The sequence below is a fragment of the Streptomyces krungchingensis genome (assembly GCF_054729265.1).
This window is the reverse complement of sequence record NZ_JBPUKY010000002.1, coordinates 349,407-360,892: the sequence shown is the minus strand read 5'-3', so window position 1 is coordinate 360,892 and position 11,486 is coordinate 349,407. Positions and strand designations below refer to the sequence as shown.

9 protein-coding genes and 1 pseudogene are annotated in these 11,486 nt (G+C 72.6%); 7 read left to right on the top strand and 3 right to left on the bottom strand.

Features of this window, described 5'->3' with window-relative positions; translation table 11 throughout:
• The first annotated feature begins 111 nt into the window (after nt 1-111).
• From ACSYGO_RS42275 to ACSYGO_RS42260, 4 genes are all read left to right on the top strand, one after another.
• Nucleotides 112-435: a CU044_2847 family protein gene (locus ACSYGO_RS42275; protein WP_426675318.1), complete on the top strand. Its 324-nt coding sequence runs from the start codon at nt 112-114 to the stop codon at nt 433-435.
• Nucleotides 432-4,478 carry a trypsin-like peptidase domain-containing protein gene (locus ACSYGO_RS42270; RefSeq protein ID WP_460389975.1) on the top strand — a complete coding sequence of 1,349 codons (4,047 nt, stop codon included), beginning with the start codon at nt 432-434 and terminating at the stop codon, nt 4,476-4,478. Before ACSYGO_RS42275 ends, ACSYGO_RS42270 begins: the two co-directional genes overlap by 4 nt.
• A gap of 165 nt (nt 4,479-4,643) precedes the next feature.
• Nucleotides 4,644-6,575 carry a heparinase II/III domain-containing protein gene (locus ACSYGO_RS42265; protein WP_426675320.1) on the top strand — a complete coding sequence of 644 codons (1,932 nt, stop codon included), beginning with the start codon at nt 4,644-4,646 and terminating at the stop codon, nt 6,573-6,575.
• A gap of 170 nt (nt 6,576-6,745) precedes the next feature.
• Nucleotides 6,746-6,925 (top strand): DUF6480 family protein, encoded by a 180-nt coding sequence (locus ACSYGO_RS42260; RefSeq protein WP_426675321.1) that lies wholly within the window; start codon nt 6,746-6,748, stop codon nt 6,923-6,925.
• 115 nt (nt 6,926-7,040) lie between these two features.
• Here the strand turns inward: ACSYGO_RS42260 and ACSYGO_RS42255 are convergent, their stop codons facing one another.
• From ACSYGO_RS42255 to ACSYGO_RS42245, 3 genes and pseudogenes are all read right to left on the bottom strand, one after another.
• Nucleotides 7,041-7,388 carry a hypothetical protein gene (locus tag ACSYGO_RS42255; RefSeq protein WP_460389974.1) on the bottom strand — a complete coding sequence of 116 codons (348 nt, stop codon included), beginning with the start codon at nt 7,386-7,388 and terminating at the stop codon, nt 7,041-7,043.
• The gene (locus ACSYGO_RS42250) at nt 7,385-7,999 is read right to left on the bottom strand and encodes an Asp23/Gls24 family envelope stress response protein (RefSeq protein WP_460389973.1); all 615 of its coding nucleotides are present in this window, start codon (nt 7,997-7,999) and stop codon (nt 7,385-7,387) included. The genes ACSYGO_RS42255 and ACSYGO_RS42250 overlap by 4 nt, the downstream gene beginning before the upstream one ends.
• Nucleotides 7,996-8,630: pseudogene (locus tag ACSYGO_RS42245) on the bottom strand (RNA polymerase sigma factor). The gene ACSYGO_RS42250 and the pseudogene ACSYGO_RS42245 overlap by 4 nt, the downstream one beginning before the upstream one ends.
• Before the next feature lie 180 nt (nt 8,631-8,810).
• On the opposite strand from ACSYGO_RS42245, the gene ACSYGO_RS42240 reads away from it, so the two are divergent.
• Genes ACSYGO_RS42240 through ACSYGO_RS42230 form a run of 3 tightly spaced genes read left to right on the top strand, consistent with a single transcriptional unit; the run spans nt 8,811 to nt 11,162 of the window.
• The gene (locus tag ACSYGO_RS42240) at nt 8,811-9,944 is read left to right on the top strand and encodes a DUF6286 domain-containing Asp23/Gls24 family envelope stress response protein (RefSeq protein ID WP_460389972.1); all 1,134 of its coding nucleotides are present in this window, start codon (nt 8,811-8,813) and stop codon (nt 9,942-9,944) included.
• The gene (locus ACSYGO_RS42235; protein WP_460389971.1) at nt 9,944-10,261 is read left to right on the top strand and encodes a hypothetical protein; all 318 of its coding nucleotides are present in this window, start codon (nt 9,944-9,946) and stop codon (nt 10,259-10,261) included. Before ACSYGO_RS42240 ends, ACSYGO_RS42235 begins: the two co-directional genes overlap by 1 nt.
• Nucleotides 10,251-11,162 carry a YihY/virulence factor BrkB family protein gene (locus tag ACSYGO_RS42230; protein WP_460389970.1) on the top strand — a complete coding sequence of 304 codons (912 nt, stop codon included), beginning with the start codon at nt 10,251-10,253 and terminating at the stop codon, nt 11,160-11,162. The genes ACSYGO_RS42235 and ACSYGO_RS42230 overlap by 11 nt, the downstream gene beginning before the upstream one ends.
• Nucleotides 11,163-11,486: the final 324 nt, after the last annotated feature.

The window sequence follows — 11,486 nt, the reverse complement described above, 5'->3', positions numbered from 1 at the left end:
CGGGGCATTTGGCGGCAGCGACGGCATGCGGAAGATCAACGAACACGGCACGGCCAGGACACGCAACGACTAGGCTGGCGCCGTCCGTTGGAGCGACAATCGGGGGCTGACGTGGCGCAGGCCGTGGCGTACGAGTTGGACGATTCCACCGTGGTGCGATTCGAGCTGGAACCGTCGGAGGAGTGGCGTCAGGTCAGTTCGGACGACGTGGTGGCCCGGGTGCGGGACGCGGTCCGTCCGGCCGTGGACGCGGCACGTACGGTGCTGGAGCGGGTGACCGAACTGAAGCCGGGCGAGGTCGAGGTGAAGTTCGGCGTCAAGGTCTCCGGCACGGCGAACTGGATCGTGGCGAAGGCCGCGACCGACGCCCACTTCGAGATCACCCTCACCTGGACACCCAACCGAGCGACGGGCGAGGACTCGACCCCTGCATGACCGAGTCTCCGGCCGGTGATGTGCGTCCGGCCTCCGACGAGTGGATCGTGGCCGTACATGTGGGCGGCATGGACCGTGCGCCGTCCGGCACGGGCGTACTCATCGACTCCCGGCGGGTGCTGACATGTGCTCACGTCGTCTGCACCAAGGGCCTGCCCGTACCGGAGGTGTGGGCGGCCTTCCCGATGGCCGACGAACTGGAACGGCGCCATGTGCGCGTGCAGGAGATCATCGCCCCCGCGCCCGCCGTGCAGCAGGTGCACGACGTGGCCGTCCTCGTCCTGGAGGACGAGGTTCCCGCCGGCATCGCGGCACCGCTGCGCGACCCGCGCGGCAGCGCCCTGCTGACCGAGCCGTGGTGGGCGTTCGGCTTTCCCGACGGCGCCCTGGGCAATTCCGCCGACGGCCGCGTGGGCGAGAAGATCGGCTACGGCTGGGTGCGGCTCGACACCGCGTCCCAGTACCCCGTCCTGCCCGGCTTCAGCGGAGCTCCCGTCTGGTCGCCCGGCTTCCAGGCCGTCGTGGGCATCGTCGGCCAGGCCGAGTCCCGTACGGGCAACGCGCGGGCCCTGACGCTGTGGGAGGCCGGGCGCGCCCTGCCCGGCCAGAAGCTGGACGAGCTGACCACGTGGACGACGAAGGCTGCCGGTGAGGCGGCGGCCAACGCGTGGGGCTGGTCGCTGACCGGTGACGTCGAGGCCGGCCGGCACTGGCGGCCGCGGGCCCGCGGAGTGAGCACGGACGCCGAACCCGGCTACCGCTTCAGCGGCCGCACCGCCGCCCTGTCCCGCATCGTCGAATGGCTCACCTCACCGGTGGCCGCGCGCAAGGCCCTGGTCGTCACGGGACAGCCCGGCGCCGGCAAGTCGGCCGTCCTGGGCCGCATCGTCACCACCGCCGACGCGGAGATCGCCGCTCTCCTGCCGAGCCACGACACCGCCGTACGCGCCCCTCTCGGCACCGTCGCCTGCGCGGTCCATGTGAAGGGCAAGACCGCCCTGGACGTCGCCCACGAGATCGCCCGGGCCGCCTCGGCGGCGCTGCCCGACACCCCGCACGACCTCGATCGCCACCTGCGCGACGCGCTGACCGAACACGAGCGCCACGACTTCAACGTCGTCATCGACGCCCTCGACGAAGCGATCACTCCCGCGCACGTCCGGCAGATCGTCCGGGACATCGTCCTGCCCCTGGTGGAGAACTGCGCGGATCTCGGCGTACGTGTCGTCGTGGGCAGCCGCCGCCGCGACGACGAGGGCGACATCCTGCCCGCCTTCTCCCGCGCCGCCGACGTCGTCGACCTGGACACCCCCGCGTTCTTCGACGCGGACGACCTCGCCGCCTACGCACTGGTCACGCTGCAGCTGCGCGGGAACGAGCGTCCCGACAACCCGTACAACGACAGCGACGTCGCCCTGCCGCTCGCCCGCGCCGTCGCCGAGCGTGCGCGCAGCAACTTCCTCATCGCCGGCCTCACCGCCCGCACCCACGGGATGCACGACCAGTCCCCCGCCCGTCCCGCCGACCTCGCCGCCCGGGCGGTCCCCAGCGTCGAGAGCGCACTCCACGACTATCTGCGCCCCCTGCCGCCCGTCGGCGCCATCTCGGCGACCGACCTGCTCACCGCTCTCGCCTATGCCGAAGCTCCCGGCCTGACGCCGCTTCTGTGGCGCACGGCGGTCACCGCCCTGACCGGCTCCTCACCGACCGAGCAGGACCTGGTCGGCTTCGCTCGCACCGCCGCCGCGAATTTCCTCATCGAGACGAGCAACTCCGCTTCCCACGAAGGCACTTACCGCCTCTTTCACCAAGCACTCAACGACACCCTGCTCGCGGCGCGCGCCAGACATCGTGACACCGCAGCCGACGAGAACGCCCTCACGCGCGCGTTCCTCGCGCTCGGTCGTGAACTCACCTGGGCCAACGCACCCGCGTACCTCTTGCGTGCTCTGCCCGGCCACGCACTGCGCGGTGGCGCCACCGACGTCCTCCTCGCCGACGACACCTACCCCCTGTACGCCGACCTCCGCCGCCTCATCCCCGCCGCCGCGCATGCCACGACCTCCCAAGGCCGAGGAAGAGCACGGCTGCTGCGGCTGACACCCCGCGCCATCGCCGCCCCACCCGAGCAACGCATCGCCTTCCTCAGCGTCACCGAAGCGCAGGAGGAACTCGGCGGCACGTACACCTCGATGCCGGAGACGGCGCCCTACCGGGCCGTCTGGGCCTCGGTGGCGCCGGAGACGGTGGAAGTGGCGCTCGCGGGTCATGGCAACGTCATCACGGCGCTGACGGCAGTGGATCTGGGCGGGAAGGCGCACCTCGTCTCCACCGGGAACGACGCCACTGTCCGGATCTGGGATCCCCTCACCGGCGAGGAGGTCCGTCAGCTCACGGGCCACGACGAGGCCATCTATGACGCGTGCGTCGTCCATCTCGGCACCGACCTGCTCGCCGTCGCCAGCCGCGACCGGGTCGCCGTCTGGGACCCCACCACCGGCAGGACGGTGCGCCAACTCGCCGAAGACATCAATCTGATCGAGGCCTTGTGCACCATCACCCTCGACGGCCGGCCCCACCTGGCCGCCGGCGGCTACGGAGGTACCGTCCACGTCTGGGACCCCACCACCGGCGAAGAGACGCACCGACGCTCGGACGACGACATGGTCCAGGCGATGTGCGCCATCACCCTGGACGACCGACCCCACCTCGCCACGTGCGGCTTCGACGGCGTCGTCCACATCTGGGACCCCGCCACCGGTGAAGAGAACCACCACCAAGTCACCGGCGACGACGCGATCGAAGCCATGTGCACCATCACTCTCGACGGCCGGCCCCACCTCGCCGTCGCCGGAGGGGACAGTGTGCGCATCTGGGACCCCGCCACCGGCGAGGAGACCCACCAACTCACCGGGCACAGTGCCCAGGTGCAGGCGGTGTGCACCATCACGCTGAACGACCGCACCTACCTCGCCACCGCCAGCGCGGACACGACCGTCCGCCTCTGGGACCCCGTCAGCGGCGAAGAGGCGGGCCATCTGGGCAGCCACGCCTACGGAGTTCAGGCGGCCTGCGCTCTGGTCGTCGGCGACCGCACCCTCCTCGCCACCGGCGGATACGACAACACCGTCCGGATCTGGGACCCCTCGGGCCGGACCACGGAGCGGCCGGTGAACCGGATCGCCGGTGTGCAGGCATTGGACCTCGTCGAAGAACAGGCCCTCCTCGTCTCCGCCGGCGAGGACAACACCGTGCGAATCCTGGACCCCGGCTCCGGGACGGAGATGCGTCAGCTCGCCGGTCACGGCGGCGAGGTGCGGGCGATGAGCACCTTCGTCCTCGACAGCGCTCCACGCCTCGCCACCGCCGACGCGGACCGGGTCCGCATCTGGGACCCCACTACCGGCGAAGCGGCCGGCGAACTCGTCGGCGACGACACCATCGAGGCCATGTGCACGATCGCCCTCGACGGCCGGCCTCATCTCGCCGTCGCCGCCGCGGGCAGCATCCGAGTCCGGGAACCCGTCACCGGCGAGGAGACCCATCACGTCACGGGCAACGACTCCGGGGTCCAGGCGATGTGCACGCTCACCCTCGACGACCGGCCTCACCTGGCCGCGGCCTGCGAGAACAGCGTCAGCGTCTGGGACTTGACCACCGGCGAAGAGACCCACCGGCTCACCGGGCACACGGCGCAGGTCCAGGCGATTTGCGCCGTCACCCTCGACAACCGTCCCCTGCTCGCCTCCGGCGGTTACGACAACAGCGTCCACATCTGGGACCCGGCGACCGGCGAAGCGCTGCACCAGCTCACCGGGCACACCGACTGGATCCGCGCGGTCAGCACGTTCACCCTCGGCGACCGCAAGTTCCTTGCCACGGCAGGTGACGACGCCACGGTTCGTATCTGGGACCCCCGCGCCGGCCTGCAAGCAGCGGTGATCCCGGTCCGTCACCCGGTGACCGCCCTGAAACAGGCGGGTGAGCTGCTCGTCGTCGGCTTCGCCACCCGCGGCATCATGGGCCTGGCCGTCACCCTGTGATGCCGACACCGGCGGGGCACGAGGCCTCGGCTGGCCGACGACGGCCTGTCGGCGCGGCGCGGACGCGCTCGGCCCGGTCCGAGACCGTCCCCTCGCGCCACGGGGTGGGATCTTGGCAACCGGTGCTTCACGATGCGTCCGAGAGGTCCCCGCAAGGAGCCGTCGATGTCTCACCCCGTGCCGCATCCGGACCGAGCCCCCGAACGGCTCCGCGACCTGCTGCCGGGTGCCGAGTGGGCTGCCGCGGCACCCCGTCCCGGCGCCTGGCGGCCGCTGCCGACCGCGAGTGACCGGGCGTTCTGGGACGCGGCGCCGGCCGCCGCCCGCAGGGCGCTCGCCGTGTCCGTCGACGCGGCGCCGGCCCGGCCCTGGACCGTCCTGCCCGCCACCGGCTTCCTCGCCTACCGGCGGACCGGGGACCGGCAGACCTTCGAACAGGTCTACTTCGCCCGCCGCACCCGCCTCGCCGCCGCCGCGGTGGCCGCCGCCCTGCACGGGCCGCGGCCCGACCTGCTCGACGAGGTGGTGGACGGAGTGTGGCTCCTGTGCGACGAGGCGGGCTGGTGCCTGCCCGCGCACGAGCAGAGCGGTGACGCGCACGGCCCGCTGCCCGACCCCGGGCGGCCCACCCTCGACCTCTTCACGGCGGAGACCGGCGGGCTGCTCGCCTGGCTGGACGTGCTCCTCGGCGACGCGCTCGACACGCACGCCCCGCTGGTCGGGGAACGGCTCCGCCGCACCGTACGCGAACGTGTCGTCGCGCCCTTCCTCGACCGGGACGACTGGTGGTGGCTCGGGCTGCACGGCGAGTCCCTCAACAACTGGACCACCTGGATCGTCTCCCACGTCCTGCCCTGCGCCTACGTGTGCGCCACCGACACGGCGACGACGGCCGCGGTCACCGAGCGGGCGGTCGGTGTCCTGGACCGCTATCTGGACTGCTGCCCGCCCGACGGTGCCTGCGACGAGGGCATCGCCTACTGGCGGCGCTCCGCGGCCTCCCTCTTCGAGTCCCTGGAGACCCTCTCCGGCGCCTGCGCGCCCGCCCTCGGCGGCACCGCCCCCGACGTGTTCGCCCTGCCGCTCGTCCGCGCGCTGGCCCGCTATCCGCTGGCCGCGCACATCGCGGGTGACCGCTACGTCAACTTCGCCGACGGACCGGCACGGCAGCCCGCCACCGACGCCGCACTGCTGCACCGCTACGGCCGCCGCACCGGCGACGCCGACCTGCAACGGCACGCGGCCGCCATGCGTGCGGGCGGCGACCTGCTGCGCTTCGACCGCAGCCCCGACATGTCGCTGCACCGGGTGCTCGCCGAGCTGGCCGACAGCCACTGGCATGCGGCGACAGCAGACGGTTTCCCGCTGCCCGCGCACACCGTGCTCCCCGGTGTCCAGGTCGTCACCGCCCGTCAGCGCGCCGGCAGCACCGACGGCTTCCACCTCGCCGCCAAGGGCGGCCACAACGGCGAACCGCACAACCACAACGACGTGGGCACCTTCATCGCCGCGCTCGACGGCACCCCGCTGCTCGTCGACGCGGGCGTGGAGACCTACTCCCGCGCCACGTTCGGCCCGGAGCGCTACACCATCTGGACCATGCGCAGCTCCTGGCACAACGCCCCCGAGATCGACGGCCACGAACAGCGGCCCGGACGTGAGCACGCGGCCCGCGACGTCGAGGTCTACGCCGACGAGCACACCGCCGGCCTCTCCCTGGAGCTCGCCGCCACCTGGGACGACGCGGTGCCCGTGCGCAGCTGGCGGCGGGCGGTCCGGCTCGACCGGCGCACCGAACGGATCACCGTCGACGACTCCTGGGACCTGGAGCGCCCCGCCCGCGAAGTCGTCCTCAACCTGATGACCCCGCACACCGTGACCGAGGTGCCCGGCGGCCTCCTGATCGGCGACGGACCGGCCCGCGCACGGCTCGACTTCGGCGGTACGGCGTTCACGGTGGGGCTCGTCGAACGGCTGCTGGAGGACGCGCGCATGACCCTGTCGTGGGGGCCCGTGCTGCGCCGTATCCGCCTGACCCACCCCCGTCCCGGCAGCGCCGGCTCCGTCCGGCTGACGCTGAGCCGGCACTCCGGTTGACCGGCTGGGCGCGGACCCACGTTTTCGAGGACGCTGCGGGTGCATCCAGTGGGGCGGAATTGGGCAAAACTAGGTGAAAGGGGCCGTCGGCGAGCCCGGCCGGCGAGTGACCGAACCGGCCGCCGGGCCGACGCTCGCGGCTCACGTACCCCTCGATGAAGGGAGCAGACATGACCCACCCACTGACTCCCCCAGGTGAAACACCTCCTGCGGAGGGCTCGATCGCGGAGGCACATCAGGAACGTCCGGACGGTGATGTCTGGGACCACCCGTACTTCTGGCTCGGCTTGATCGTCCTCGGATCCGTAGTCATCGCCGGTTACTTCGTGATGCGCATCCTCGATCTGTAGTTCCACATCGCAGGTCCACATCGCAGGTCCCGATCTGCAGATCCCGATCTGCAGGTCCGCAAAGGCGCTGCCCGCCCGCGGACGTCGTCCCGGCGCCGGTCCGGTCGCGGCCGTGTCAGACCAGGCCCGTCACGGTCACGGTGACGTGTGCCGGGGCGGGCTCCGCGGGGAAGAGCGAGGCCAGACGGTCCTGGACGGCGGCCCGGGTGGCCCGGGCGACGTCCACGCTCCGGGCGTCCCCTCGCGCCACGAGTTCGATCTCGACGTGCCAGGGGTCGGCTCGGCCAGGGCGGTCCATCCGCACGCCCGCGGGCCTGGCGCCCTTGGCACCCGGTCCGGCGGCGGACAGCGCGGAGCGCAGGAGGCCGGTGATGCCCGGCTCGAGGAAGGCCACGCCCGGGACGTTCTGCACGGTCTCGGCGATGTCCTCGGTCAGCGTCGCATGCACGGCGTGGTCGCTCATCGCTCACGCCCCGCCTCACCCCGGGGTTCGTCGATCAGATCGGTGATACGGATGTCCACGGCCGCCGTCCGCAACCCCAGGCGGTCGTCCGCCGCCTCGCGCACCCGGCGACGTACCTGCTCGGCCACTTCCGGCAGCGGGTCCGTGGCGGGTGCGTGCACCTCCAGACGGACGACGACGCCCGACGGGTCCATGTCCGTGCCGGGCAGGATCCGGCACGAGCCCGCCCGTACCCCGGGGACGGTCTCGGCCGCCGCGCGCAGGGTCCGCGCGGCGGCCACTTCCATGATCCACAAGTCTTCGGCGGGCTCGCCCAGGGAGATCGGGCGTCCGGGGCGCAGCTCCATGTGGACGACATCCATCACGCGCCGGGTGAGTGTCGAGGGGTCGTAGCCCGCGGTGGTCGCGGTCTCCTCGCGCAGCTCGTCCACCGCGGACTCCAGTCGTTCGAGTTCGCTCACGGCCTGCCCGCAGTGCGGGCAGGACCGGCGGTGCGGGTCGTCGGCCTGCTGTTCCCAGGCGTCCCACACCTCGAACAGCGTTCGTCCACAGGGCAGTTCGTCGTCACCGGGGCCGGTCGGCCGCTCGGGCGGGTCCGTGTGGGTGGTCATCGCCAGGCCCCCAAAGCTTGTGTCAGGCGGCGCCGTGCGCGGAAGACGCGGGCGCGGACGGCGTCCTGCGAGATGCCGACCGTGTCCGCGATGAATGCGTAGGACTGGCCGTCCAATTCTCTCAGCACCCAGCAGGAGCGTTGTTCCGGGGACAGCAGGCCGAGTGCCTGGCGCACGTCCCGCAGCGCGTCGCGGCCCTCGGTGATCCGGGCCGGGGAGACGCTGTGGTCTCCGGGGCGGGCACTTCTCCGGCGTCCTCCAGGTCGGCCAGGGGTTTGCGTGCCCGCAGCATGTTCAGGCATCGGTTGGTCACGATCCGGTAGATCCACGTACCGAAGGCCGCCCGGCCGTGGAATTGGGGCAGGCGCCGCCAGGCACTGACGAACGCGTCCTGCACCGCGTCCTCCGCCTCCGCCCGGTCGCCGAGCAGCCGGGTCGCGAGCCGCACCAGCGACGGTGCGTGCCCGCGCACCGGTACGGCGAAGGACTCCTCGTCGTCCTCCGCCGCCCGGACCGCCAGCAGGGCGTCGTCCGCCTCGCTGTCCGCCTCCGGCTGTGCGGTCCGTCTGGGGGCCGCCGCCACCGGCCGGCTCCTTCCTGCCGTCCTGCACGTTGGACACCGCGACGCCATGTCCTGTGACGCAGCACTTCCCGCGCGTTCGCCGGACGAACGTGGAATCCGGCCGCAACGGTGTGTCGCGACGGCGCGCCGACCGGTCGTGTCCCGCGGGGCGCCGGGCTCACCGGGGCACGCGGAATCCGCGAATTGCCGGGTACAGGACCTGCGGGACGCCTACGACCGGAGCCGCCGATGACCACCGCCGCACAACGAGGCAGCATCACCGTCTCGGACAAGGCGGTCCGCAGGATCGCCGAACGGGCCGCCACCGAGGCGCTGCCCGCCCACCGCCTCCCGGCGGCCCGGGGCTCGGCCACCGTGCGCGGACGCCAGGCGGAGGTGGCGCTCGCCGTCACCCTGCCGTACCCGGTCCCTCTCGCCCGCACGGTGCGTCACGTCCAGGAACACGTCGCAGGGCGTACCCGACAGCTGACCGGGCTGGACGTCCCCACCCCACGCGTCACCGTCACCGCCCTCAGCCCGGTACGGGCCACCCCGGCGGCCGTGTCCCTGGTGAAGGGGCCCGCCACTGCCGCCGACCGATCCGCCGTCGACCCATCCGCCGTCGGCCGGACTCCCCGCCGCTGGTGGTCGCCGCGGCGGCTGCCGACCGCGGTGATCACCCTGTCGGCCGCGCTGTCCTGCGGCGCGCTCGCGGTCGACCTGATCCCGGTGCACACCGGGCACCAGCCGCCCTCGGACTGGCGCACGAGCGCCCTGGACCGGCTGTCGCGGCACGGGCCGGCCGACGCGGGTGCCGCGGGCGCCGGGGGCGCGCTGCTCGGTCTGTGGCTGCTCACCATGGCCGTCGCGCCGGGGCACCGCAATCTCCTCACGATGACCGCCCCCGCCCCACGCCGGCACCTGGCGGTGGACCGTTCCGCCGTGGCAGCCCTGGTGCGGAACGCGGCGAGCGACACACAGGGAATCGGTGGGGTGAAAGTGCGGGTCGGACGCCGGAGCGTCACGGTACGGGCCGGACTCGCGTTCGGCGACAGCGCTCGCGCACAGGCCGACGTCACGTCGGCGGCCCGCCGGGTCCTGACGTCATGTGCCCTGCGCCGCACACCTCGACCACGTGTCCGCGTCCGGCCGGAAGCGGTTTGGACACCGCCGGAGACAGGGAAACTCACGGCGGCGCCCGCGGACACCGGACGACCGCCGACCGCCGGCGCCCGGACCGCGACCAGTAGCGGAAAGGACGTCCGTACCGCGGCCGGCACCGGAACGGATGTCCGGACCGCGGCTGCCGGAACGGATGTCCGTTCCGCGGCGCCTACCGAAGGAGACGTCCGGACCGCGGCCACTACCGGAGGGAACGTGTGATGGAACGTCGGCACTCCGCCCTCGACCGGACCGTGCTCGCGCTCGTCGGGCTCGTCCTCCTCCTCGGCGGCACCTGGCTCGCGCTGACGGACGGGTCACTCGCCTCCCGGTTGCCGTCCTGGTGGCCCGCTCCCCCGCCGGGGTCGGTGTTCCCGGACAGGCAGCGGCTCGCCGAGCTGCGTACCGAGGGCTGGTGGACTCCCATCGTCATCGCCGGGGCCGTCGTGTCCGAGGCCGAGGCCGCCACCGCGCCCTGCACCGTCCACACTCGTGTCCGCTTCAGCCACCGACCGCACCGGGTGCCACATGTCCGCTGAACCCCAGGCCGGGAACGGCGGCAGGACCCGTTCACTGACCCAGCCCCTCGGGAGCCTCCGGGTACCCGCCACGTGGTGGCCCGCCTTGCGGCGCACCCCGGTGTCGATGTGGCGCGACGACATCTCCGACTACGCCGCGGCCCTGACCTACTACGCCATCCTGGCCGTACTGCCCGCCCTGTTGGTCACCGTCATCGCGTTCGGCCTGATCAGTCCGGGCACGGCCGAGGACTTCATCGCCCATGTCACCGCCTACGCCCCGGCCCAGTCGGGAACCGAGCTCCACGACGTGCTGGCCAGGATGCTGCGGAACGACTCGACCACATGGACGCTGCTGTGCACCGGCACGTTGAGCGCCCTGTGGTCCGCCTCCAGCTACCTCGCGGTGTGCCGCCGCGCCCTTCACCGCATGCACCGGGTGGCGGACCGGCGCTCGCCCTGGCGCAAGGCTCACCGCATCGTGGTGACCGCGCTCGCCCTGCTCGGCCTGCTCGTCGTCAGCGCCCTCGTCCTGCTGATGACCGGCCCCGTCGCCGAACAGGCCGGCCGCTATCTGGGATTCGACGCCACGTTCGCCTGGGCGTGGGGCCTGCTGCGCTGGCCGCTCCTGCTCTGCCTCGTGGCGCTCCTGGTCGTCGTCGTCTTCCACACCGGACCGGCACCGGCGCGCCGCCGGACGCGCAGCCTGCCCGGCGGCATCCTGGCCGCCGCACTCTGGCTCACCGTCTCCGCCGGCTTCGCCCTGTACGCCTCCGTCCTGAGCGCCTACAGCAGGCTGTACGGCTCGCTCACGGGCGTCGTGGTCTTCCTCATCTGGCTGTGGCTGTCCAACCTCGCCCTGCTGGCCGGCGCCCAGTTCACCGCCGAACTCGACGAGGCGTCAGCCGAGCTCCGCACATGACGTGATGACGGTGTGTCGTCCACCCCACGCCGACGTCCGTCGTCCACCACCGACCGACGTATGTCGTTCACCACCGGCCGACGTGTGCCGGTCCGCACCCGGCCGCCGGGTCGCGGCGTGCGGACACCGCGTCGGTCGTTAGCCCATCCGCTCTCCCTTGGTGATTCCTCCCCCTGCCCGGGTCTCCGCTCCGTCGACCTGCATGAATGCGCATGCGGGAAGAGTCACTGCACCTGCCCGGGTGATGCCTCCGCCGCTGCCTCCTGTTGCGGAGCTGACGGAGTGTCGGTTGCCTCGACGGTGGAGCAGAACAGGGGCGCCGCG

Bases quoted from the DNA above. Each gene is read 5' to 3' on its own strand.
- ACSYGO_RS42235 (WP_460389971.1), top strand. From the start codon at position 9,944: ATGGAACGTCGGCACTCCGCCCTCGACCGGACCGTGCTCGCGCTCGTC.
- ACSYGO_RS42240 (WP_460389972.1), top strand. From the start codon at position 8,811: ATGACCACCGCCGCACAACGAGGCAGCATCACCGTCTCGGACAAGGCG.
- ACSYGO_RS42230 (WP_460389970.1), top strand. From the start codon at position 10,251: ATGTCCGCTGAACCCCAGGCCGGGAACGGCGGCAGGACCCGTTCACTG.
- ACSYGO_RS42250 (WP_460389973.1), bottom strand. From the start codon at position 7,999: ATGACCACCCACACGGACCCGCCCGAGCGGCCGACCGGCCCCGGTGAC.
- ACSYGO_RS42270 (WP_460389975.1), top strand. From the start codon at position 432: ATGACCGAGTCTCCGGCCGGTGATGTGCGTCCGGCCTCCGACGAGTGG.
- ACSYGO_RS42265 (WP_426675320.1), top strand. From the start codon at position 4,644: ATGTCTCACCCCGTGCCGCATCCGGACCGAGCCCCCGAACGGCTCCGC.
- ACSYGO_RS42255 (WP_460389974.1), bottom strand. From the start codon at position 7,388: ATGAGCGACCACGCCGTGCATGCGACGCTGACCGAGGACATCGCCGAG.
- ACSYGO_RS42260 (WP_426675321.1), top strand. From the start codon at position 6,746: ATGACCCACCCACTGACTCCCCCAGGTGAAACACCTCCTGCGGAGGGC.